The sequence below is a fragment of the Streptomyces spiroverticillatus genome, assembly GCA_014650415.1.
GTDB lineage: Bacteria > Actinomycetota > Actinomycetes > Streptomycetales > Streptomycetaceae > Streptomyces > Streptomyces spiroverticillatus.
In genome coordinates this window covers 357,874-380,423 of the sequence record BMUX01000003.1, presented here as the reverse complement: position 1 = coordinate 380,423, position 22,550 = coordinate 357,874, and the positions used below count along the sequence as shown (strand labels likewise).

Genomic DNA, 22,550 nt, shown 5'->3' with positions numbered 1-22,550 from the left:
GACCGGTTTTCGCACCGGTCTCGTTGTACGGGTGCGAGTACCCGGGCCCGGAACAGCCATGCGCGCAGGCGGAGTTCGACCTTCAGCTTGGCCGACGGGCCCGGTCAGCCCTCCAGGAACGCGACCAGCGCGTTGGCGAGCAGGTACGGGTCCTCGGCCCCGCACAGCTCACGTGCACTGTGCATGGAGAGGATCGCGACGCCGATGTCGACGGTCTGGATGCCGTGCCGGGCGGCGGTGATCGGGCCGATGGTGGTGCCGCACGGCATCGAGTTGTTCGACACGAAGGTCTGCCACGGCACCCCGGCCTTCTCGCAGGCCGCCGCGAACACCGCCCGACCCGCACCGTCGGTGGCGTACCGCTGGTTCACGTTCACCTTGAGGATGGGGCCGCCGTTGGCACGCGGGTGGTGCGTCGGGTCGTGCCGCTCCGCGTAGTTGGGGTGCACGGCGTGACCGGTGTCGGAGGACAGGCACACGGACCCGGCGAGCGCGCGCGCCTTGTCCTCGGGGGAACCGCCGCGCGCGAACACCGAGCGCTCCAGCACGTTGCCGAGCAGCGGACCGTCCGCGCCGGTGTCCGACTGCGAGCCGTTCTCCTCGTGGTCGAAGGCGGCCAGTACGGGGATGTACGACAGCTTCTCGTCACCCGTGGCCACGGCGGCCAGGGCTGCGACGCCCGCGTGCACCGAGATCAGGTTGTCCATGCGGGGCCCGGCGAGCAGTTCCTCGTCGCGGCCCAGGTAGGCGGGGGCCTCCACGGCGTGCGGCATCAGGTCCCAGCCCACGATGTCCTCGGGGTCGAGGCCGGCCTCCTCGGCGACGTACGCGATGAGGTCGCCCTCGTGCACCTCGCCCTGGCCCCAGATGGGCTGCATGTGGCGCTGCTTGTCCAGCTTCATGCCCTCGTTGACCTGGCGGTCGAGGTGGATGGCGAGCTGCGGGACGCGCAGCAGCGGGCGGTCGATGTTGACGAGGCGGTGCGAGCCGTCGCGCAGGGTGAGGCGGCCGGCGAGACCCAGGTCCCGGTCCAGCCAGGTGTTGAGCAGGGTGCCGCCGTAGATCTCGACGGCGACCTGCCGCCAGCCCTCGTTGCCGGTGTCCGGCAGGGGCTTCACGCGCAGGTTCGGGGAGTCGGTGTGCGCGCCGACGATCCGGAAGGGGGTGTGGGGCGAGGTGCCCTCCGGGACGAACCAGGCGATGATCGCGCCGCCGCGCAGGACGTACCTGCCGCCGGTCGTGCCGTCCCAGGCGTCGGTCTCGGCGACCTGTCGGAAGCCCGCCTTCTCCAGCCGCTCGGCGGCGGCGGCCACGGCGTGGTACGGGGACGGACCTGCCGCCAGGAAGGACTTCAGGTCGTCGGTGTGGCCCCGGTCGAAGCGGGGGGTGGTGCGGGCTGCGGTGCTCATACGCTCAGCGTAACCAGGGGGCCTTCTTCCCGGCGTGCCACCGCCCGCCCGGTCAGCCCGGTCCGTCCGGTCAGCCCGGTCCGCCCGGTCAGCGCGGTCCGCCCGGTCCGCAGCGCCGGAGCCCCTACAGCCCCGGCGGCCTTTCGAAGCGGCGGCGCAGCGGCATCCTGCGCTCGCCCCTCGGCACCCGAGGCAGCATCTGCGGGGTGCCCGGGGCACGGGAGGCCTGCCTGCGGCGGCCCGCGCAGAACATGCACTCCTCGCCCGGAGGGGCGTCCGGGTCCACCGGAGCCCCCGGGTGGAGCGAGCAGCCCGAGGTGTTCCGGGGCCGGGACAGCTCACGGGCCAGCACGAAGGCGCGGTGCAGGGACTCGGCCAGGACCGCGAACTCCTCGGGCCGTGACCCCGTCCCCAGCTCGAAGGACCGCTCGTTGACCAGCGCGAACTGCTCGTTCAGCATCCCGAGCGTCGCCTGCCGTCCGTCCCGCTCCCGCAGCCGGGGCACGTCCTCGGCCGGCGTCGGCGCCCCCCGCTCCGCGAGCCTGCGCCGGTGGTTGCAGATCAGGCAGCGGCCCCAGCCGTCCGGCACCGTCGGGTCGACCGCGCCGTCGGGGTGCTCCTTGCACCCGGTGACGTTGCGCGCGGGCGCGAGCTCGGAGGCGGTGCGGTACGCGCTGTAGAGCGTGTCCGCGACGGGCTCGTACTCGGCGGGGTGCGCGCCGTCGTACAGGTCCTTCACCAGGTCGCTCGCGGAGCCCAGCCTGCTGCGCAGCTCCTTGAGCGCATACGGGAGCCCCGCCGGTACCGAGTACCCCTTGCCCTGCTGTTCCTGTCCAGCCATGTCACCAAGCGTCGCACGCACCACCGACAACGGGCCGGAGATGTTTCACGTGAAACGTGAGACTCCTCCGGCCCGCTCAGGACATCAGGAAGCAGGGACTAGAAAGCCGCCTCGTCCAGCTCCATCAGCTCGTTGTCGACCGACTCGGCCTTCGCTCGCTCCACGCCGACACCCGGCAGCACGTTCGCGGCGAAGAACTTCGCGGCGGCGATCTTGCCGGTGTAGAACGCCTGGTCCTTGGCAGAGGCCGTCGCCAGCTTCTCCTGCGCCACGGCCGCACCGCGGAGCAGCAGGTAACCGACGACCACGTCACCGGACGCCATCAGCAGACGGGTCGTGTTGAGACCCACCTTGTAGATGGACTTCACGTCCTGCTCGGTGCCCGCGAGGTCCGTCAGCATGGCGCCGACGATGGCCTCCAGGTCCACGGCCGCCTTGGCGAGCTGCTCGCGGGCGCCCGCCAGCTCGTCGCCGCCGGTGCCCACCGCGAGGAACTTCTTGATCTCCTCGGCGAGCTGGTTCAGTGCCGCGCCCTGGTTGCGGACGATCTTCCGGAAGAAGAAGTCCTGGCCCTGGATGGCCGTGGTGCCCTCGTACAGGGTGTCGATCTTGGCGTCGCGGATGTACTGCTCGATCGGGTACTCCTGGAGGTACCCGGAGCCGCCGAAGGTCTGGAGCGACTGGGCGAGCTGCTCGTAGGACTTCTCCGAGCCGTAGCCCTTCACGATCGGCAGCAGCAGGTCGTTGAGCGCGATCTCGGCCTTGGCGTCCTCGCCCGCCGCCTCCTTGACCGCGATGGCGTCCTGCACGCAGGCGGTGTGCAGCACGAGGGCGCGCATGCCCTCCGCGTACGCCTTCTGCGTCATGAGCGAGCGGCGCACGTCGGGGTGGTGCGTGATGGTGACCTTGGGGGCCGTCTTGTCCATGAACTGGGCCAGGTCCGGACCCTGCACACGCTCCTTGGCGTACTCCAGGGCGTTCAGGTAACCCGTCGAGAGCGTCGCGATGGCCTTCGTGCCGACCATCATGCGGGCGAACTCGATGATCATGAACATCTGGCGGATGCCGTCGTGCTTGTCGCCGATCAGCCAGCCCTTGGCGGGGTGCTGGTCGCCGAAGGTCATCTCGCACGTGTTGGACGCCTTGAGGCCCATCTTGTGCTCGACGTTCGTGGCGTAGACGCCGTTGCGCTCGCCCAGCTCGCCGGTCTCCCAGTCGAAGTTGTACTTCGGTACGAGGAAGAGCGACAGCCCCTTCGTGCCGGGGCCCGCACCCTCGGGGCGCGCCAGCACGTAGTGAAGGATGTTCTCCGACATGTCGTGCTCGCCGGACGTGATGAAGCGCTTCACGCCCTCGATGTGCCAGGAGCCGTCCTCCTGCTGGATCGCCTTGGTGCGGCCGGCGCCCACGTCCGAGCCGGCGTCCGGCTCGGTGAGGACCATGGTGGAGCCCCACTGCTTGTCGACGGCGATCTGCGCGACCTTCTTCTGCGCCTCGTTGCCCTCCTCGAAGAGGATGCCGGCGAAGGCCGGGCCCGAGGAGTACATCCAGATCGCCGGGTTGGCGCCGAGCAGCAGCTCCGCGTACGCCCAGATCAGGGAGCGCGGGGAGGTCGTGCCGCCGATCTCCTCGGGCAGGCCGAGGCGCCAGTACTCGGAGTCCATGAAGGCCTGGTAGCTCTTCTTGAAGGACGCCGGGACGGGCGCGGTGTTGGTGGCCGGGTCGAAGACCGGCGGGGTGCGGTCGGCGTCCTCGAAGGAGGCGGCCAGCTCGTTCTCGGCGAGCCTGCGCAGCTCGTCGAGGATGCTCTTGGCGGTCTCGACGTCCATCTCCGCGAACGGGCCGCTGCCGTACACCTTGTCGCGGCCGAGCACCTCGAAGAGGTTGAACTCGATGTCCCGGAGATTCGACTTGTAGTGCCCCATGGCGACGGCTCCGTATAAATCGGGGAGGCAGGATCCTCGTAACAACTACCAGCAAGTAGCTACGATGATGCTACCCGTCGGTAATAAGCCGCAACCCCTGTGGGGCCATCCCGGGTGAGGCTCTGGTCACCTTGGCCGGTCAAGGCCGGGCGGGGGTGATCCGCGTCCCGTCGTGGGTGCGGACCGGTGTCGGGCCCGGACCGTAGGCGTCCAGAACGCGCACCGCGTACGCCTCGGTCATGAGCTCGGCGACCTCCTTCCTCGTGAGCCACGCGACAGTCCTTGCTTCATCGGTCGGGTGCGGGTCGCCCTGGCCTGCACGGCAACGGAAGACGAGGGAGACGATGCCTCGGCCGACGTTCTTGTACACGCCGGACAGCGGCCCGACAGTGACGTCCAGCCCCGTCTCCTCGCGGACTTCCCGCCGGACCCCCTCCTCTGGCGATTCATGGAGTTCGAGGACTCCTCCCGGCGGTTCCCATGCGCCGTTGTCGGCGCGCTGGATGGCGAGAGCGCGGCCGTCGTCACGGATCACGGCTCCCGCGACAGAGACTGAGTGCAGTGGTGTTGACTGCCTGTCGGCCACGTTGTTACCCATGCGGCGGAGCATAGGAGGAAGCGGGGAGCTATGCGGGACGAGACCGAGCAGAGAGGGCCGGTGCCCAAGTACCTCCAGGTTGCCGATGATGTCGCACGCCAGATCCGGGCCGGTGTTCTGGAGCCCGGTCAGCAGGTCCCCAGCGAAAGTGAGCTGATGATCCGGTACGGAGTCTCGGTGGGCACGATCCGCAAGGCCATGGCCGAGATCCGCGCCGGTGGCCTGGTGGAAACCCATCAGGGCAAGGGCTCGTACGTGCGTGCTCGCCCGCCCGTGTGCCGCAAGTCCTCCGACAGGTTCCGTCGTGCACACCGGCAGGCCGGGCGAGCTGCCTACCTGGTCGAGGCGGACAGGTCGAGTGTGGCCGTCAGGGTGAGCGTGCTGTACGTCGGACCCCTGGCTGCCTCCGCGGAGGTCGCGGCACAGCTCGGCGTGACGGCGGGGGCACAGGTGCTCGCCCGGAAGAGGCTGTACTTCAACGACGGCGTACCGGCCGAGGAGGCGACGTCCTACCTGCCTTGGGAGCTGGCGGAAGCCGTTCCGGCGTTGCTCCAGGAAAATCCGGGCCCCGGTGGCATCTATGCCCGGCTGGAGGAGAACGGACACAAGTTGGAAGAGTTCCTGGAGACGGTACGTGTGCGTACTGCGGACCGTCGTGAATGCGCTTCGCTCGGGCTGAGTGCCGGGGCCCCGTTGATCGAGCTCACAAGACAGGCCGTATCCCGGGACGGGAGGGTGGTCGAGGTGTGCGAAACCGTCATGAACGCGGACCGGTTCGTGCTGGAGTACCGCATCCCGGCAACCGACTGATTGCTCGAACGAAAGTTCCCAACTCGCTCCATTTCAGAACCCGTTGACGCTCGAACTGTCAAAAGGGATGCTGGGCTCACTCATGCACATGAGTGGATGAGCGTGGATGCCTTTCCTTCCGGGGAAGGGCTGGCGGAAGGCTTCGTGGTGCGAAGTGCGGACGAGGAGGACGGGTCGGGGTACGTGTCATGGATCGCTGATCGTATGGAGCGCGTGCAGCTTGGCATGGGAGCCGAAACGCTGGTCCTTGCGCAGCCGCTGTTGGCGGACCCGTCCGCCTCGGAGACGGAATTGCGGCGTACCGGCGTCCGGCTTTCGGAGTGCCTCGCCGATGCGCTCAGGGTCGCTGAAAGTCGTGGCGGACGTCTCAGGATGCAGGGCCAGTGACCACGCGTGTCCTCACGGCGGTGGTGCCCGTATGGCTGAACCGGTCCGAGCACGTCCGGGCGCACACTGCCTGTCACGCCTCGGCGCTGCTGTGGAACAGGGCCGTGAGCTGGGTGCGGGCCGAGTGGAGTTCCGGGTGTTCTCCAGGGCCGGAAGATATTCGGCGGTACGTGATTTCTCTGCCCCCGGAGTCCAGGCCTCTGCATGCGCACACTGCGGCAGCCGTTGCGTATGACCTTGCAGAGGCGATTGCCACCGCACGAGCCGGAAGGGCCAACGGCATGTCGGGCACCCGTTTCCCTTGGCGGGAAAAGGCTTACCGCCCGCTCATGCTCAGTGCCCGATCCGGCTGGCGGATCACTCCAGGCGGAGATCTGGCTCTGTCGCTGGGGAGAGGCCGGGAGCGGATCGTCATCCCGGTGCCCGAGTTCACCGACCGGGCCGGACAGTCGGTCGAACCCGACCGTTGGGGCGAGATGAAACTCTGCTGGGACTCGGCAGAGCGACGGTGGTCTCTGCACATTACTCACCGGGTCCCGGACGACCGGCTGGTCCAGGCTCTTTCGCGGCACGACCAGGCGGCGGGTATGCGAGTGGTGACGGTTGCGGTGGACGAAGGTGTCATCAACTCGATGACGCTGGCTTCCCGCGCCCCGGACGGTGCGTACGAGATCGCGGTGATCAACGGTCGCAGTGCCCGTTCCATCAAGCGGGAAAGGAACAAGCGGTATGCCCACCTCCAGTCGAAGCTCTCCCGGTGCCGCACCGGATCGCGGCGGCATCGCAGGCTTACCCGGGCCAGGAAGAAGCTGACGGCAAGAACCAGGCGGCAGTTGAAGAATTTCAACCACCAGGTGACGGCCAGGGCCAACCGGTTCGTCCGCGAGCAGGTGGAGGCCCACCGGCAAGCAGCGCCTGAAGGCACCCGTGTGGTGGCGCACCTGGTTGTTGGGGACGTACGCGGGATCGAGCGCGACACCGCGAAGAAGCGCAGGGCTTCACCTTCCACGCGGCAGCAGCTCTCCCAGTGGGAGCGAGGGGTGCAGGAACGCCAGCTGGCGTACAAGACCGGCCTGCGGATCAAGCACATCAGTGAGGCGTACTCCTCGCAGTCCTGCCCCTTCTGTCTCACCCGGCGGAAGGTGCGAGGCCGGACTACGCCTGCGTGAACCCGAACTGTGCCCTGGTGCTTCACCGGGACGCGGTGGGCGGGGTGAACATCCACACCCTTGCCGTCAACGACGGGGCGTACGTCTCCGTGCCACCCGCCACGGAGATGCGGGTGAAGTATCTGCGAGCCGTACCCGGATGGTCCCCGGACCAGAGGGAACGCCACGGGTCTCGCCAGGCCGCCGAAGGGCGGGCCGGCGGGGTGCGAGGGCGGGGAGCACGCGGTAGCGCCCGGAACCGGGCCTTTCACGACGGCGTGAACGCCTGAGTGGATGTTGCTGTCCCCGCCGCCGGCGGGCGCGCACCGGAGCAGCGGTGGCGACACTTTGCACAGTGCCGCAGGGGCGTCGCCCCGTACCGGCTGCCCAGTGTGCGACGGACAGAAATCCTGGCCCGCTGAGGCCGGGAAGGTTCGCCTACTACTCTTTCCCGCATGTATGGCTACGAGCAGAATCCGGGCGCGCAGCAGGGCTACGCCCCGCCGGGGGGTGCCCAGCAGGGGTACGCGCCGCCGCAGCCGCCGCCGCAACAGCAGCAGGGGGGATACGGGGAGCAGCCGCTGTACCCCGAGCCGTCGCCGCCGTCGCTGGCCGACGGGGTGCGGGCGTTCACGACCGGCACGCTGTCCGCCGAGGACTTCCAGCAGATCTTCGCGTCGTCGAAGGTGTACTGCCCGCGCGGTGACGGGCCCGGGTTCCTGGCGCTGCACAACACGCAGCACCCGGTGATCCCCATGTTCACCACGCTCAAGGAGCTGCGCAGGTACGCGGGCAAGGAGTCCAAGTACTTCGTGATCACGGGGGCGGAGGTGATCGACCTGCTGCCGACGGGGTACGGCTTCGTGCTCGACATGGAGGGCGAGCACCGGATGGTGTTCGACGCGAAGGCCGTGGAGCAGATGGTCGACTTCGCGATGCGCCGGATGTACGGCTGAGGCCAGGACGAGATCGCGCCGGATGTACGGCTCGGGCATTGCGCCGGATGTACGGCTGAGCTGAGCCGTACGCATGGCTGATCCGCCCGGCTGAACCAATCTGTTCGTGCCGTGAGCGGGGTGGGACCGCTTTCTGTGGCCTTTTGGCTGCGGAAACCTCTCCCCACCCCCCTCTCGGAAGGACCGCCCATACCGGGCTCCAGATCGCGCGCTCGGCGCGCTCACCGCCGGTTCGGCGAAGGTCGACCCGGACCCGGACGGCTGGGCCTGTCTCACCGCCGCCTCGGGAGAGGTGGGCCCGCTCCAGGCCTGCAAGGGCGGCCGGGCGATCGACGCCCCGGGGCGCGGTGTGCTCCGGCTGACGGACAACACCCGGGGCCAGCGCGGGTTCGCCATGCTGGACGACGCGTTCGGCTCCGGCCAGGGCGTCACCGTCGAGTTCGACTCGTACCAGTACAACGGCGCCCAGGGCGGCGGCGCCGACGGCATCAGCGTCTTCCTGATCGACGGCAAGGCCTCCCCGAAGGCGCCCGGAAAGCCGGGCGCCGGCAACGGCTACATCGACCTGCCCGGCGGCTACCTCGGTGTCACGCTCGACCAGTGGGGCAACATGGCGAGTCCCGAGTTCGGGCACCGGGGCGGCCCCGGACGTACCCCCAACTCCGTGACGGTGCGCGGCGCGACGAGCGCCGGGAACCCGTGGATCTCCACGAAGAAGCTGGCCAAGCCGCTGGCCGCCGACGCGGCGAAGAGCCGCGGGGCCGCGCTGCGCAAGGTCAGGGCGGAGCTGTCGCCGGCCGGGCTGTTCACGGTGCGGGTCGACTTCAACGACGGGCAGGGCTTCCAGAAGGTCGTCGACAAGGTCGACATCGACTCCGTGCCAGGCCAGCCCGCCATGCCGCACACCATGAAGATCGGCTTCGCGGCGGGCACCGGCAGCAACGCCGCGATCCACGAGATCGGCCGGGTCAAGGTCGGCACGCTCGGCCCCGACCTCTCCCTGCACCGCACCGACGACGCCGCGATCGCCGCGGGCGGCGAGGGCGAGATCCACCTGCGGGTCGACAACGCGCAGCCCGCCGGGCCCAGCAAGCGGCCGGTCACGGTGAAGCAGACGATCGGTGACGGCCTCGTACCGCTGTCGGCGAGCGGCGACGGCTGGGACTGCGAGCTGCACGGACAGGAAGTGGAGTGCGTACGTCCGGGCTTCGGCGACGACGCGCTGCCGCCCGGCGAGAGCTTCCCGGTGATCGACATCCCGGTGAAGGCGGACCCGGGCGCGGCCGGTGACGTACCGGTGGCGGGCGAGGTCGCGACGCCGAACGAGATCAACCCGGCGGACAACGCACTGCGCGGCAAGGCCGTGGTGCGCCCGCAGACATCGCTGCGGGTGACGGTCAGCGGCCGCCCCGACCCGTACACGGCGGGCCTGCCGGTGTCCTTCGACGTCACCGTGGAGAACGGCGGCCCCTCCGACGCGAAGGGCGTGCCGGTCGCGGTGCGCCTCCCGCAGAAGATGGCGGGCGCCAAGTGCGTCAGCGAGCAGGGCACGCCGTGCGGCACGGTCGGCCGGGACGGCGTGCTGCGCTTCCCGGCGGACGTTCCCGCGCAGGACGCGCGGAAGTTCACCGTGACCGGCAGGACGCCGTCGAACAGCACGGACGACATCACCGCCGACGCGACGATCGCGCCGCCCGCCGGCGCGGTCGACGAGCGGTGCGAGCAGGTCTGCTCGGCGGACGCGACGGTGGAGGGCCGCGCCGAGACGGCGACGTCCGTGACGATCACGCACAGCCCCGCCGAGTACGAGCCGGGCCGCCCGCTGACCCAGACGGTGACCGTCTCCAACGCGGGTCCCTCGGACGCGCAGGGCACCTCGGTGGAGTACAAGCTGCCGGACCGCTTCGAGAAGTTCCGCTGGCGGTGCGAGGCGTTCGGTACCGGCAGCACCTGTGAGCAGGTCTCCGGGCAGGGCGACGTGGTGCAGAAGGTGAACATCGCGGCGGGCGGCAAGGTCGTCTACACGCTGTCGGGCAACGTGCCGCCGAGGCTCGTGCAGGGCACGGTGGCGGTCGAGCCGGCCAAGGGCGTCGACGACCTGACGTGCGCGCGGGGCTGCTCGGCCGGGGACACGGTGCGGGTCGGCTGAGCCGCCGCGGGTGCCGGTGGATCCCCGTGGGGCCGGCGCCCGCTTGCAGGATGTTCAGGATTCAACTAAATTGAATCCTGAACATCCCCCCTGGAGGTGGCTCGCAATGCCCGCAGTGACTGTCGAAAACCCGCTGACCCTGCCGAGGGTGACCGCCCCGGCCGACGCCGTGGCCCGTCCCGTGCTAGCCGTCACGACGGCGCCGAGCGGCTTCGAAGGGGGTGACGTACCTGATCGACGGCACCTTCATCCACCAGGACAGCAACGGTGGCGGCGGGACCATCCAGAACGGTGACACCCAGTGGATGACGGCCGGGTCGGGGCTGCTGCACATCGAGGCTCCGCCGGAGTCGCTGGTGCAGTCCGGTGGGCTTTTCCACGGGCTGCAGCTGTGGGTGAACCTTCCGGCGGCGGACAAGATGATGGACCCCCGGTACCAGGACATCCGCGGTGGGCAGGTGCAGCTGCTGACGTCGCCGGACGGCGGGGCGCTGCTGCGGGTCATCGCCGGTGAGCTGGACGGGCACGAGGGGCCGGGCATCACGCACACGCCGATCACGATGATCCACGCGACGATCCGGCCCGGGGCCGAGGTCACGCTGCCGTGGCGGTCCGACTTCAACGGGCTGGCGTACGTGCTGGCGGGGCGGGGCTCCGTCGGTGCGGAGCGGCGGCCGATTCGGGTCGGGCAGACCGCCGTTTTCGGTGACGGGGGCTCGCTGACGGTGCGGGCGGACGAGTCGCAGGACTCGCACACGCCGGACCTGGAGGTCGTGCTGCTGGGCGGGCGGCCGATTCGGGAGCCGATGGCGCACTACGGGCCGTTTGTGATGAACAGTCAGGCGGAGCTGAAGCAGGCGTTTGAGGACTTTCAGGCGGGGCGGCTGGGGAAGGTTCCGGCGGTTCACGGGATGAAGTAGGTCCTGGTGGTGGGGGGGGGTGCGGTTCAGGCCGGGGGCGCTGCCCCCGGACCCCCGGGATTCGCCCCGGTCCCGCCCCTTCACCTAAAGCGCTCGCCGCGCGGCTTGTTGTTTGGTTGCTCGCGCAGTTCCCCGCGCCCCTGGAAGGGGCGTCCCTCTGACGGACCTCGTGGGAGGGCGGGAGTTTCCGGCCCGTGCTCAGGTGGCTGCATGCAGTCGACCCGCAAGCCGCTTCTGCCCGATCCCGCTCGGCGTATCGCCGCCTGGTGTGCTGTCGTGCTGCTCGTCACCGGGGTCGTGGCGGTGGGGATCTGGTTGTGCGTCACCTTCAAGACCGCGGTGACGCCCGTGCTGCTCGCGCTGCTCGGGACGGCGCTGCTCGGGCCGCTGTACCGGCGGCTGATCAAGATGAAGGTCAACAAGTCGCTCACCGCCGGGCTGACCTGTGCGGCGGTCGTCGCGGTCGTGGGCGGGGCGTCCTGGATCGTGGTGAATGCGCTGATCGACAGCGGCGAGCAGATCGTGTCGTCCGTGCAGCGTGCTGCCACCGATCTGGTGGAGAAGTTCGGGGGGCAGGGCACCAGCCTCGGGGATCTCGGGGACAAGGCCCAGGAGTTGTTGGGCAAGTTCGGCGGGACCGCGGCTTCCGGGGTGCTGGCCGGGCTCGGGATCGTCGGGGAGATCGTCGCGACGGCCGTGCTGGCGATGCTGCTGATTTTTTTCTTCCTGCGGGATTCGGACCGGGCGGTGGCCTCGCTGCGCGGGTTCGTGCCGCAGAAGTCCGGTGACACCGCCGAAGCCATGGCGCGTCGGGCCTTCGAGGCGGTCGAGGGGTTCATGCGCGGGACGACGTTCATCGCGCTCATCGACGCCATCTGCATCACCGTCGGGCTGCTGATCCTGCGTGTCCCTGGCGCGGTCGGGCTGGGCGCGCTGGTCTTCGTCGGTGCGTACATCCCGTATCTCGGCGCCTTCATCTCCGGTGCCGTCGCCATCCTCGTCGCGCTCGCCGACCGGGGGGGTCGTCATCGCGCTGTGGGCGCTCGGGGTGGTGCTGGCCGTGCAGGTGCTGGAGGGGCACATTCTGCAACCGATGATCCAGAGCCGGACCGTGCAGATGCATCCGGCAGTGGTCATGCTGGCCATCACCGCCGGGGCGTCCGTCGCCGGGATCATCGGGATGCTGCTCGCGGTGCCGCTGACGGCCGCCGCGTTCGGCGTCTTCTCGGAGATCCGGAAGAACTACGCGGCCGGCCCTCAGAAGTCTTCGTACGAGGCCGGCGGGGCGTCCTCGTAGAGCTCGAACCAGATCGACTTGCCCTGCCCGCGCGGGTCCACGCCCCACTTGTGCGCCAGCATCTCCATCAGCAGCAGCCCGCGCCCCGAGGACGCCATCTCGCCGGGACGCCGCTTGTGCGGGAGTTCGTCGCTGACGTCGGTCACCTCGACGTGCAGGGTCCGCGAGCCGATCGGGCCGGTGGCGCGTGCGGTCAGCAGGGCGTCGCCGTCGGTGTGGACGAGGACGTTCGTCACCATCTCGGAGACCATCAGCACCGCCGAGTCCACCTGGTCGGCGTCGGCCCAGTCGTGGAGGAGTTCGCGCAGCTGGCGGCGGGTGCCCGCGATGCGCTCGGGCTCGGCCTGCGCGACGGTCATCGCGGTGGATCGTACGGATGCGGTCCTGTCCGTACGGGTGGCCTCCCGGCTCAGCAGGAGCACGGCGATGTCGTCCTCGCGGCGGTCGGAGAGAGGGCCTGTGGTGTGGTGGGACGGGGGGCCGTGGACGGCTTGGACGAGGTCGTCGGCGAGGCGTTCCAAGTCCAGCTCTGCGTGGCTCTCCAGGATCGTACGGATGCGTGACCAGCCGGAATCGAGGTCGTGGCCGCCCGTCTCGATCAGCCCGTCGGTGCACACCATCAGGGTCTCGCCGGGTTCCAGGGCGAGCCGGGTGGTCGGGTAGTCGGTGTCGGCGTCGATGCCCAGTGGCAGCCCGCCCGCCGTCGTCCGTACGAGTACGGTCCCGTCCGGCATCCGCACCGCCGGCTCCGGGTGGCCCGCCCTGGCCAGCTCGACCGTGCCGTCCGCCGGGTCGACCTCCAGGTAGAGGCAGGTCGCGAAGCGCGGCGAGGAGTGGTCGTCGGGGGCGTAAGTGTCGGTGATGCCGTGCAGGAAGCGGGAGGCGCGGGAGAGGACCGCGTCGGGGCGGTGGCCCTCGGAGGCGTACGCGCGCAGGGCGATGCGGAGCTGGCCCATCAGCCCGGCCGCCCGCACGTCGTGCCCCTGTACGTCGCCGATGACCAGCGCGAACCGGCCGCTGGGCAGCGGGATCATGTCGTACCAGTCGCCGCCGACCTGGAGCCCGCCGCCGGTCGGCACGTACCGCGCCGCCACCTTCATGCCGGGGATGTCCGGGCCGAGGGTGGGCATCATCGAGCGCTGGAGGCCCTCGGACAGCTCCCGCTCCGACTCCTCCACCCCGGCCCGGGCCAGCGCCTGCGCCAGCATGCGCGCGACGGTCGTCAGTACGGAGCGTTCGTCGGGCGTGAATGCCACCGGGTGGGCGAACCCGGCCATCCACGCGCCCATCGTCCGGCCCGCCACCACCAGCGGCACGAAGGCCCAGGACCGCCGCCCGAAGCCCTCCGCGAGCGGCCAGGTCGCCGGGAAGCGGGTCCGGTACTCCTCGGGGGTGGGGAGGTAGATGGCCCGCCCGGTCCGTACGACCTCGGCGGCCGGGTAGTCCGTCTCCAGCGGCATGTCCCGGAACGGGTCCTCGTCGCCGGGCTTGTGCCCGTGGTGCCCGATCGTCGTCAGCCGGTCGCCCGCCACTCCGAACACCGCGAGCCCGTCCGGCGAGAACCCCGGCATGGACAGCGAGGCGGCCACCCGCAGCACCTCGGCCGTGGACCGCGCCTCGGCCAGCGCCCGGCCCGCGTCCAGCAGGAAAGCCTCCCGGGAGCGCCGCCAGTCGCCGGTCACGGGGGTGCGGGCGGCGGTGCCGGGGGCGGTCTCGGCGACTTCCTGGATGGTGCCGATGAGCTGGTAGGCGGTGCCTTCGCCGAAGGGCTTGGAGCGGCTGCGTACCGTACGCAGCACCTGGCGGCCGTCCTCGGACATGACCCGCAGCCGGGCCTCCGCGACGGTGCCCTCGGTGACGGCGAGCTGGACGATGCCCTGTATCTCGTTCCAGTCCACGGGATGGAAGCGGGCGCGGGCGGCGGACTCGCTGAGCTGCACCTCTTCGGCGGGCAGGCCCATGAGGCGTGCGGCTTCGGCGTCGAAGGTGACGGTCCCCGACGCGTTGTTCCATCGCCACAGGCCCGTGTCGATCGCGGCCAGCACGTCCTCGGTGCGCATGGGCCCATCCTTCCAGGTCGTACGGAACCCGGCTGCCCGGGGCGGATGCCCGGTACGGAGGGGGACGTTTCACGTGAAACATGGGTTGCTGATTCACGTGCTGTGCTTTCCCGGGGGACAACCCCCGGACCCCCGGCCGGTTCCGGTGGGCGCCGATGTTTCACGTGAAACGTGGCGCAGGGCGCGACCGAAAAAGGGGATGCGCCGGGCCGGTAACCTGGATGCGAGTTGATTCCCGCCTGTCTCGCGAAGAATCTCGCGAAGAATTGGATGAACGATGCAGCATCGGTACAGGTCCCACACGTGCGGCGAGCTCCGCGCCTCCGACGTCGGCGCCGACGTCCGGCTGAGCGGCTGGCTGCACAACCGTCGCGACCTGGGCGGCATCCTCTTCATCGATCTGCGCGACCACTACGGTCTGGTCCAGCTCGTCGCCCGTCCCGGCACCCCCGCCAACGAGGCCCTCGTGAAGCTGACCAAGGAGACCGTCGTCCGCATCGACGGCAAGGTCTCCGCCCGTGGCGCGGACAACGTCAACCCCGAGCTGCCGACCGGTGAGGTCGAGATCGAGGTCACCGAGGTCGAGGTGCTGGGCGCCGCCGACCCGCTGCCCTTCACGATCAACACGGACGACGGCGTCAACGAGGAGCGCCGCCTGGCGTACCGCTTCCTCGACCTGCGCCGCGAGCGCATGCACCGCAACATCATGCTGCGCTCGTCCGTCATTGCCTCCATCCGCTCGAAGATGGTCGCGCTGGGCTTCAACGAGATGGCCACCCCGATCCTCACCGCGACCTCCCCCGAGGGCGCCCGTGACTTCGTCGTGCCGTCCCGCCTGAACCCGGGCAAGTTCTACGCCCTCCCGCAGGCGCCGCAGCAGTTCAAGCAGCTGCTGATGATCTCGGGCTTCGATCGGTACTTCCAGATCGCGCCGTGCTTCCGCGACGAGGACGCCCGCGCCGACCGTTCGCCGGGCGAGTTCTACCAGCTCGACGTCGAGATGAGCTTCGTCGAGCAGGAAGACGTCTTCCAGCCCATCGAGAAGCTGATGACCGAGCTCTTCACCGAGTTCGGCGGCGGCCGCGAGGTCACCTCCCCGTTCCCGCGCATCCCGTTCCGCGAGTCGATGCTGAAGTACGGCAACGACAAGCCGGACCTGCGCGCCAAGCTGGAGCTCGTGGACGTCACGGACGTCTTCGCCGAGTCCGGCTTCAAGGCCTTCGCCGGCAAGCACGTCCGCGCCCTCCCGGTGCCGGACACCGCCGGTCAGTCCCGCAAGTTCTTCGACGGCCTGGGCGACTACGCGGTCGAGCAGGGCGCGAAGGGCCTGGCCTGGGTCCGCGTCGGCGAGGACGGCCAGCTGGCAGGGCCGATCGCGAAGTTCCTCACCGAGGACGACGTCAAGGCGCTCACCGACCGCCTCTCGCTGGTCCCCGGCCACGCGATCTTCTTCGGTGCGGGCGAGTACGACGAGGTCTCCAAGATCATGTCGGCCGTGCGCGTCGAGGCCGCCAAGCGTGCCGGGCACTTCGAGGAGGGCGTCTTCCGGTTCTGCTGGATCGTCGACTTCCCGATGTACGAGAAGGACGAGGAGACCGGCAAGATCGACTTCTCGCACAACCCCTTCTCGATGCCCCAGGGCGGCCTGAAGGACCTGGAGGAGAAGGACCCGCTGGACATCCTGGCCTTCCAGTACGACATCGTCTGCAACGGCATCGAGCTGTCCTCGGGCGCGATCCGCAACCACGAGCCCGAGCTGATGCTCAAGGCCTTCGAGATCGCGGGTTACGAGCGCGAGACCGTGGAGCAGGAGTTCGCGGGCATGCTGCGCGCCTTCCGCCTCGGCGCCCCGCCGCACGGCGGCATCGCCCCGGGCGTCGACCGCATCGTGATGCTCCTCGCGGACGAGCCGAACATCCGCGAGACCATCGCCTTCCCGCTGAACGGCAACGCCCAGGACCTCATGATGGGCGCCCCGACCGTCCTGGAGGAGGCCCGCCTGCGCGAGCTGAACATCCAGCTGCGGAAGCCGGTCGAGAAGTAGTCACGGCGACGCCGTAAGAGCCGTAAGGAAGGGCCCGGGAACCGAAAGGTTCCCGGGCCCTTCTTCCTTTCCGGGGCAACCCGATCGGACCCCCAGCGCGTTCCCCGGGTGTGGACGGTCCCGGAGAGCGACAGGAGTACGGCGATGCAGGCCAGCGGCGGCACGCGCGACGACGGATTCGAGGAGTTCGTCGCCGCCACCGGGCCCCGGCTGCTGCGCATGGCCTGGCTGCTGACCGGCGACGCGCACCTCGCCGAGGACCTGGTGCAGACCGCGCTCGCCAAGGTGTGGCCCAAGTGGCACCGGATCAGGGACGAGCACCCCGAGGCGTATCTGCGCAGGACGCTGGTCACCACGCACAGCTCCTGGTGGCGGCGGCGCTGGCGCGGCGAGCTGCCGCACGGCGAGGTCCCGGACCTGCGGGCGGCCCCGGACGCGTACGCGGGCGTGGACCTGGAGGAGCTGCTCGGCGCCGCCGTACGGGCGCTGCCGGCCCGGCAGCGGGCCGTGGTCGTGCTGCGCTTCTTCGAGGACCTGGGCGTGGAGGAGACGGCGGAGGTGCTCGGCTGCACGGCCGGCACGGTCAAGAGCCAGTCCGCGAAGGCCCTGCGCACACTGCGGGCGGCCCTGCCGGTGCGGGAGGAGTGTCATGACTGAGTACGGCGACGAGGCGGCGGCCCAAGAGCTACGAGAGCTCCGAGAGCTGCTGGAGCGGGGCACCCCCCGGCCCACAGCACCGGTGGACCGGATGGAACGGGTCCGCGCGAAGGTCGTACGGCGCAGACAGCGGCGTACGGCAGGGGCGGCAGCCCTCACCCTGGCGGGCATTGCGGTCGCCGCGAGCCTGGTGCCGGGCCCCGCGCAGGACGGGCCGGTCCTGGAGCCCTCGCTTCCGGCGGCGAGCCGGGGCATCGTCCCGCAGCCCGCATCGACGGACTGGTCACCGCCGGACGTCCCGAAGGTGGGCCTGACGGAGGAGCTGAAGGCGCCCTCGCTGGCCGGCCTGCTGCTCCGTACGCCCCGGAGCTGGCGGACCTCGGTGGTACAGGGCCCACCGGCACTCGCCTTCGCCGGGCCACCGGGGACGGCGCTCCCGGACGGGGAGGCGTGCGACGCGGGCGCCACCGGGCGCTGCGCACCGGACAGGGACCTGCCGGCCGGTGGCGTGCTCGTCTCGCTGCGGCTGCGGGACGCCCTGGAGCGGGAGGGCAGGAACGTGTCCCCGGGCAGCGTGCAGGACCTGCGGGGCGAGCGCGTCGCCGGGTCCTGCCGGGTCATGGAGGGCACCCGTGAGCTGGTCGTCTGGTACGCGACGGGGCGGCCGAAGTCCTCGGGGGCGTCCGGCGGCACGTCAGGCCGGGACGGCGGGGACGGCCAGGACAGCCAGGACGGCCGGGACGGCTACCTGGAGGCGCGGGCCTGCCTCCGGGGTCCCTCTCCGCAGCGGCTCGCGGAGGCCGGTTCGATCCTCAAGGGGATCACCTTCCAAAAAACGGGCACCCCGGGAAACGACCCGGACGACTCGCACACCGGACACCCGCAGCAGACGAAGGGCACGACGAAGTGAAGACACGCATACGGACCGGAGTGTGCGCGGCAGCCGCCCTGGCGCTGTTCCCGGTGCTCACCGCCTGCGGGCAGGACGCGAAGCCGCAGGCCGGGCGGGAGGCGGCCCCCCTGCACGACGCCGCGGGCGGTTCCGCCGGGAAGTCCGCCCCGACCCCGCAGAGCGCGCGCACCGACGCCGCGCCCACCGCCGAACTGCCGGGCCTCGGCCCCCGTACGCGCGGCGGGATCGGCCCCGACACCCGGCAGGCGCTCGTCGTCACCGGCCGGGACCGGGACTCCTCCGACGCCGAGGCGGTCCTGTACGAGAAGACCGGCGAGGGCTGGAAGGCCGGGGCGACCTGGAGAGCGCAGAACGCGAGACGCGGCTGGACCGAGCACCACGTCCAGGGCGACCTGCGCACGCCGATCGGCGTGTACGGCCTCACGGACGCGGGCGGGCTGCTGCCCGACCCCGGCACGAAGCTCCCGTACGACAGGGGGCGCGGCTACACGATCGACCGCACCGACGACTCCGGCCAGTCCCTGCGGGGCTCCTTCGACTACGTCGTCGCGATCAACTACAACCGCTACGAGGGCCGCAACCCCCTCGACTGGGGCCGCCCGCTGGGCGCGCAGAGGGGCGGCGGGATCTGGCTGCACGTCGAGCACACCACCCCCACACAGGGCTGCGTCGCCCTCAAGCGCGAGGTGATGCGGGAGCTGCTGCGCACCCTGGACCCGGCGAAGAAGCCGGTGGTGGTGATGGGGCCGCAGGGCGATCTGGCCAGGTGAGGGCTAGCCGGGCAGCCGCCACAGCTGGTGCTTGTTGCCCGGGGTGCAGGGGTCGACGGTCAGCTGGCGGCCCGCGCCGACGTCGGTGACGCAGCCGTCGCCGACGTAGTAGTTGATCTGGACCGCGCCACCGGCCCCGGCGGTGGTCCGCCAGCCGGTGATGTACCCGGCGTAATTGTCCGCCGGGGCGAGGACGACGCCCACCTTCTCGTTGTACGCAGGGGCCGACTTGAGGGCAATGGCGCTGCCCGCCATGTTGCAGGCGTGGAACTCGGAGAACTGGCTGCCGCCGGGCACCCACCCGAACTGCGTGTTTCCGCCCGAGACCACCTTGCCGCCGTAGCCACCGGTGTCGGTCCCGGCCAGGCCCATCTTCCGGCCGCTGCCGACGTTGACGATCGCGCCCCAGGAGTCGCCGCCGCAGTTGTCGGGCTTGCCGGGGCCGGAGGGCGGGGGTTTGGAGTCGCCGCCGGTTCCGGAACCCTTGCCGGGGTCCGTGCCGCCGCCGTTGCCCTTGCCGGAGTCCGTGCCCTTGCCGCCGTCCCCGGAAGCCGGCTTGTCCTTGTCGCCGCCGGACGCGGTGGCGCCCTTGGCCTTGTCGTCGCCCTTCGCGGGCTTGTCGGCGGCGGGCTTGCCGGTGGGGGACGCAGTGCCACGGGGCGACGCCGGCACCTGCGCACCGGGTATCTGACCTGCGGGGACGGAGGCGGTCGGACGGGGTGCGCCCCGGGCCTCGTCCCTGACGTTCGGCGTGAGGACGATCGTGAGCACGGTTGCCGCCGACACGACGACGGGCACCACGACGACCACCGGCTTCGGCAGCCGCCGCCACCACGGCTGCGGTACGGGGACGGGGGCGGTCGGCCCCGATACGAGGACGGGGGCGGGGGCGGGCACGGGGGGCGCGACCGGACGCACCGCAGGGACCTCCGGGGCTTCCGGGACCTTGGGCGCCGCAACCGGAGCCCCCTCCCCCGCCGAGCCCTCTGGACGAGCCGCCCCCGAGCCCCGTACCGCCGCCCGCGCCGCCGCCGCCATCACCGCCGCGTCCGCGTACCGCTCCTCCGGCGTCTTCGCGAGCGCCCGCGCGACGAAGTCCCGTACCGGAGCAGGAAAGGAGTCCGGCAGCGCGGGCGCGGGCTCCCGGATGTGCTTGAGGACGATCTCCAGGACCGTTTCCCCGTTGAACGGCGGCTCCCCGGTGAGCAACTCGTACGTCACGACGCCCAGCGAGTAGAGGTCGGAGGCCGGGACGACCGCGATGCCCTCCGCCTGCTCCGGCGCGATGTACAGGGCCGTGCCCAGCACCGAGTGCGACGCGGTCAGCCGGGACGCGGCCTTGCTGTGGGCGATGCCGAAGTCGGTGACGGTGATGCGGCCGTCGCCGCTCAGCATCAGGTTCGAGGGCTTCAGGTCGCGGTGCACGATGCCGCCCCGGTGGGCGGTGTGCAGGGCGTCCAGGGCCTGCGCGACCAGAGCGAGCGCGCGCTCGGCGGGCATCGGTCCGTCGTCCTCGCGGACCTCGTCCAGCGGCCGCCCGTCGATGAGCTCCATGACGATGTACGCGATCCGGTCGCCGCCCTCGCCGTCCCCGGACTGCTCGCCATAGTCGTGGACGTCGACGATCCCCGGGTGCGCCAGCGAGGCCAGCAGCTTCGCCTCGCGCCGGAAGCGGGCCGCGAACTGCGGGTCCTCCAGGAGCTTCGGCAGCAGGATCTTCACCGCGACGGAGCGCTCCAGCACCCCGTCCTCGGCCCGCCAGACCTCCCCCATCGCGCCGCCGCCGATGCGTTCGCCCAGCGTGTACCGGCCGCCGAGCACGGTCCCCCGACCCCACATGTGCGCTGCCCCCCACGGTGTTCGCCGATGCGCCGGTGCTCGGCCCCAGGAAGTCTGCCAGATGCATCAAGTCGGGTACGGGCAGGGCCGGTTGGGGGCGCCCGACATGTCCGTACGTACGACGAAGGGCCCGGGATCGTCACGACCCCGGGCCCTTCACACCGTACGAACGCCTACGCGGCGGGCTTCTCCTCCAGGCGCGGGAACAGCACCGCGCCCTTCGTCACCGTCGCGCCGACCGGCAGCTGACCCCAGTCGCCGGCGTCCTGGACCTTCTGGTCGGCGAGCGCACCCAGACCGGCGGCCTCCGCACCCAGCGAGTCCCACAGCTTCTGGGAGGTCTCCGGCATGACGGAGTTCAGCAGGACGGCCATGGCGCGCAGCGACTCGGCGGAGGTGTAGAGGATGGTCGCGAGCCGCGCCCGTCCCTCCTCCGAGTCGTCCTTGGCGACCTTCCACGGTTCCTGCTCCGTGATGTAGCCGTTGACCTGCTTCACGAAGTCGAAGATCGCCAGGATGCCGCCCTGGAAGTCCTGCTCCTCGCCGATCAGCCGGTCGGCCTCGGCGACGGCCTTCGCGAGGCCCTCCTGCACGGCCTTCTCGGCGTCGCCGGAAGCCGTCGCCTCGGGCAGCGTGCCGCCGAAGTACTTGCCGATCATGGCGGCCACGCGGGAGGCGAGGTTGCCGTAGTCGTTGGCCAGCTCGGAGGTGTACCGGGCGGAGAAGTCCTCCCAGGAGAAGGACCCGTCGCTGCCGAAGGTGATCGCGCGCAGGAAGTACCAGCGGTACGCGTCCACGCCGAAGTGCGAGGTCAGGTCCTGCGGCTTGATGCCGGTCAGGTTGGACTTCGACATTTTCTCGCCGCCGACCATCAGCCAGCCGTTCGCGACGACCTTGCCGGGGAGCGGGAGGCCCTGCGCCATCAGCATCGCGGGCCAGATCACCGCGTGGAAGCGCAGGATGTCCTTGCCGACGAGGTGGATGTTCGCGGGGAAGGTCTCGTCGAACTTCTCCTGGTTGGAGCCGTAGCCCGCAGCCGTCGCGTAGTTCAGGAGCGCGTCGACCCACACGTAGATGACGTGCTTGTCGTCCCACGGGACCGGGACGCCCCAGTCGAAGGTCGAGCGGGAGATCGACAGGTCCTGGAGCCCCTGCTTGACGAAGTTCACGACCTCGTTGCGCGCGGACTCCGGCTGGATGAAGCCCGGGTTGGCCTCGTAGAACTCCAGCAGCTTCGGGCCGTACTCGCTCAGCTTGAAGAAGTAGTTCTCCTCCTTGAGGATCTCCACGGGCTTCTTGTGGATGGGACAGAGCTTCGTCCCGTCCTCCGCCTCGATGAGGTCCCCGGGGAGCTTGTACTCCTCGCAGCCCACGCAGTACGGGCCCTCGTAGCCGCCCTTGTAGATCTCGTCCTTGTCGAAGAGATCCTGGACGAACTCCTGCACACGGTCGGTGTGACGCTTCTCCGTGGTGCGGATGAAGTCGTCGTTCGCGATGTTCAGGTGCTCCCAGAGGGGCTTCCAGGCTTCGGTGACGAGCTTGTCGCACCACTCCTGGGGGGAGACGCCGTTCGCCTCGGCCGTGCGCATGATCTTCTGACCGTGCTCGTCCGTGCCGGTGAGGTACCACACCTTCTCGCCGCGCTGACGGTGCCAGCGCGTGAGCACGTCGCCTGCGACGGTCGTGTAGGCGTGGCCCAGGTGAGGAGCGTCGTTGACGTAGTAAATGGGGGTCGTGACGTAGTACGCCGCCGACTCCTGCTTCTCGATTCCAGTGGCCGCCATGCGGAAATCTTAAGTGGTACGAGGAGGCGCCCTCACCTGCATA

The 22,550-nt window shown here is 70.4% G+C and carries 16 protein-coding genes and 2 pseudogenes; 11 read left to right on the top strand and 7 right to left on the bottom strand.

Translation table 11 applies throughout. The features are described from left to right. Positions 1-104: 104 nt before the first annotated feature. From IE269_RS09865 to IE269_RS09850, 4 genes are all read right to left on the bottom strand, one after another. Positions 105-1,409: a M18 family aminopeptidase gene (locus IE269_RS09865; protein ID WP_189822441.1), complete on the bottom strand. Its 1,305-nt coding sequence runs from the start codon at positions 1,407-1,409 to the stop codon at positions 105-107. A gap of 124 nt (positions 1,410-1,533) precedes the next feature. Continuing rightward, positions 1,534-2,250: a hypothetical protein gene (locus IE269_RS09860; RefSeq protein WP_189822440.1), complete on the bottom strand. Its 717-nt coding sequence runs from the start codon at positions 2,248-2,250 to the stop codon at positions 1,534-1,536. Between the two features lie 98 nt (positions 2,251-2,348). Then, positions 2,349-4,175, bottom strand: coding sequence for an acyl-CoA dehydrogenase (locus tag IE269_RS09855; RefSeq protein WP_189822439.1), 1,827 nt, complete (start codon positions 4,173-4,175; stop codon positions 2,349-2,351). 139 nt (positions 4,176-4,314) lie between these two features. Then, complete coding sequence (locus IE269_RS09850) at positions 4,315-4,773, bottom strand: NUDIX hydrolase (protein WP_229897520.1); 459 nt, start codon at positions 4,771-4,773, stop codon at positions 4,315-4,317. 30 nt (positions 4,774-4,803) lie between these two features. Here IE269_RS09850 and IE269_RS09845 point away from each other — a divergent pair, with 30 nt between their 5' ends. The 7 genes and pseudogenes from IE269_RS09845 (at position 4,804) to IE269_RS09815 (ending at position 12,440) form a co-directional block, all read left to right on the top strand. Then, entirely contained in the window at positions 4,804-5,583 is a 780-nt protein-coding gene (locus tag IE269_RS09845) for a GntR family transcriptional regulator (protein ID WP_189822437.1), read from the top strand. Positions 5,584-5,679: 96 nt separating this feature from the next. Continuing rightward, on the top strand, positions 5,680-5,970 hold the full coding sequence (locus IE269_RS09840) for a hypothetical protein (RefSeq protein WP_189822436.1): 291 nt from the start codon (positions 5,680-5,682) through the stop codon (positions 5,968-5,970). Positions 5,971-6,299: 329 nt separating this feature from the next. Continuing rightward, on the top strand, positions 6,300-7,139 hold the full coding sequence (locus IE269_RS09835) for a transposase (protein ID WP_189822435.1): 840 nt from the start codon (positions 6,300-6,302) through the stop codon (positions 7,137-7,139). 434 nt (positions 7,140-7,573) lie between these two features. Then, a complete protein-coding gene (locus IE269_RS09830) occupies positions 7,574-8,074 on the top strand; it encodes an SseB family protein (protein ID WP_189822434.1) in 501 nt (166 codons plus the stop codon). A 292-nt stretch (positions 8,075-8,366) separates the two neighbouring features. Then, positions 8,367-10,223 carry a lectin-like domain-containing protein gene (locus tag IE269_RS09825; RefSeq protein ID WP_189822433.1) on the top strand — a complete coding sequence of 619 codons (1,857 nt, stop codon included), beginning with the start codon at positions 8,367-8,369 and terminating at the stop codon, positions 10,221-10,223. Between the two features lie 106 nt (positions 10,224-10,329). After that, positions 10,330-11,143: pseudogene (locus IE269_RS09820) on the top strand (pirin family protein). A gap of 210 nt (positions 11,144-11,353) precedes the next feature. Further along, positions 11,354-12,440: pseudogene (locus tag IE269_RS09815) on the top strand (AI-2E family transporter). Here the strand turns inward: IE269_RS09815 and IE269_RS09810 are convergent. After that, positions 12,401-14,500, bottom strand: coding sequence for a SpoIIE family protein phosphatase (locus tag IE269_RS09810; RefSeq protein WP_189822432.1), 2,100 nt, complete (start codon positions 14,498-14,500; stop codon positions 12,401-12,403). The pseudogene IE269_RS09815 and the gene IE269_RS09810 sit on opposite strands and share 40 nt — an antisense overlap. A gap of 277 nt (positions 14,501-14,777) precedes the next feature. Here IE269_RS09810 and aspS point away from each other — a divergent pair, with 277 nt between their 5' ends. The 4 genes from aspS (at position 14,778) to IE269_RS09790 (ending at position 18,884) form a co-directional block, all read left to right on the top strand. Beyond that, complete coding sequence (gene aspS, locus IE269_RS09805) at positions 14,778-16,544, top strand: aspartate--tRNA ligase (protein ID WP_189822431.1); 1,767 nt, start codon at positions 14,778-14,780, stop codon at positions 16,542-16,544. 144 nt (positions 16,545-16,688) lie between these two features. Then, positions 16,689-17,201 carry a SigE family RNA polymerase sigma factor gene (locus IE269_RS09800; protein ID WP_189822430.1) on the top strand — a complete coding sequence of 171 codons (513 nt, stop codon included), beginning with the start codon at positions 16,689-16,691 and terminating at the stop codon, positions 17,199-17,201. Continuing rightward, complete coding sequence (locus IE269_RS09795; RefSeq protein ID WP_189822429.1) at positions 17,194-18,111, top strand: hypothetical protein; 918 nt, start codon at positions 17,194-17,196, stop codon at positions 18,109-18,111. The genes IE269_RS09800 and IE269_RS09795 overlap by 8 nt, the downstream gene beginning before the upstream one ends. Then, positions 18,108-18,884 carry a L,D-transpeptidase family protein gene (locus IE269_RS09790; RefSeq protein WP_229897519.1) on the top strand — a complete coding sequence of 259 codons (777 nt, stop codon included), beginning with the start codon at positions 18,108-18,110 and terminating at the stop codon, positions 18,882-18,884. Before IE269_RS09795 ends, IE269_RS09790 begins: the two co-directional genes overlap by 4 nt. Before the next feature lie 3 nt (positions 18,885-18,887). Here IE269_RS09790 and IE269_RS09785 read toward each other — a convergent pair whose 3' ends face one another. Together IE269_RS09785 and metG are read right to left on the bottom strand one after the other, a co-directional pair. Continuing rightward, complete coding sequence (locus IE269_RS09785) at positions 18,888-20,723, bottom strand: serine/threonine-protein kinase (protein ID WP_189822428.1); 1,836 nt, start codon at positions 20,721-20,723, stop codon at positions 18,888-18,890. Between the two features lie 173 nt (positions 20,724-20,896). Further along, positions 20,897-22,507, bottom strand: coding sequence for a methionine--tRNA ligase (gene metG, locus IE269_RS09780; RefSeq protein WP_189822427.1), 1,611 nt, complete (start codon positions 22,505-22,507; stop codon positions 20,897-20,899). Positions 22,508-22,550: the final 43 nt, after the last annotated feature.

Coding starts and splice junctions, on each gene's coding strand:
- IE269_RS09835 (WP_189822435.1), top strand. CDS start 6,300: ATGCTCAGTGCCCGATCCGGCTGGCGGATCACTCCAGGCGGAGATCTG.
- IE269_RS09860 (WP_189822440.1), bottom strand. CDS start 2,250: ATGGCTGGACAGGAACAGCAGGGCAAGGGGTACTCGGTACCGGCGGGG.
- IE269_RS09850 (WP_229897520.1), bottom strand. CDS start 4,773: ATGGGTAACAACGTGGCCGACAGGCAGTCAACACCACTGCACTCAGTC.
- metG (WP_189822427.1), bottom strand. CDS start 22,507: ATGGCGGCCACTGGAATCGAGAAGCAGGAGTCGGCGGCGTACTACGTC.
- IE269_RS09845 (WP_189822437.1), top strand. CDS start 4,804: ATGCGGGACGAGACCGAGCAGAGAGGGCCGGTGCCCAAGTACCTCCAG.
- IE269_RS09830 (WP_189822434.1), top strand. CDS start 7,574: ATGTATGGCTACGAGCAGAATCCGGGCGCGCAGCAGGGCTACGCCCCG.
- IE269_RS09785 (WP_189822428.1), bottom strand. CDS start 20,723: ATGTGGGGTCGGGGGACCGTGCTCGGCGGCCGGTACACGCTGGGCGAA.
- IE269_RS09800 (WP_189822430.1), top strand. CDS start 16,689: ATGCAGGCCAGCGGCGGCACGCGCGACGACGGATTCGAGGAGTTCGTC.
- IE269_RS09865 (WP_189822441.1), bottom strand. CDS start 1,409: ATGAGCACCGCAGCCCGCACCACCCCCCGCTTCGACCGGGGCCACACC.
- IE269_RS09855 (WP_189822439.1), bottom strand. CDS start 4,175: ATGGGGCACTACAAGTCGAATCTCCGGGACATCGAGTTCAACCTCTTC.
- IE269_RS09810 (WP_189822432.1), bottom strand. CDS start 14,500: ATGCGCACCGAGGACGTGCTGGCCGCGATCGACACGGGCCTGTGGCGA.
- IE269_RS09795 (WP_189822429.1), top strand. CDS start 17,194: ATGACTGAGTACGGCGACGAGGCGGCGGCCCAAGAGCTACGAGAGCTC.
- aspS (WP_189822431.1), top strand. CDS start 14,778: ATGCAGCATCGGTACAGGTCCCACACGTGCGGCGAGCTCCGCGCCTCC.
- IE269_RS09840 (WP_189822436.1), top strand. CDS start 5,680: ATGAGCGTGGATGCCTTTCCTTCCGGGGAAGGGCTGGCGGAAGGCTTC.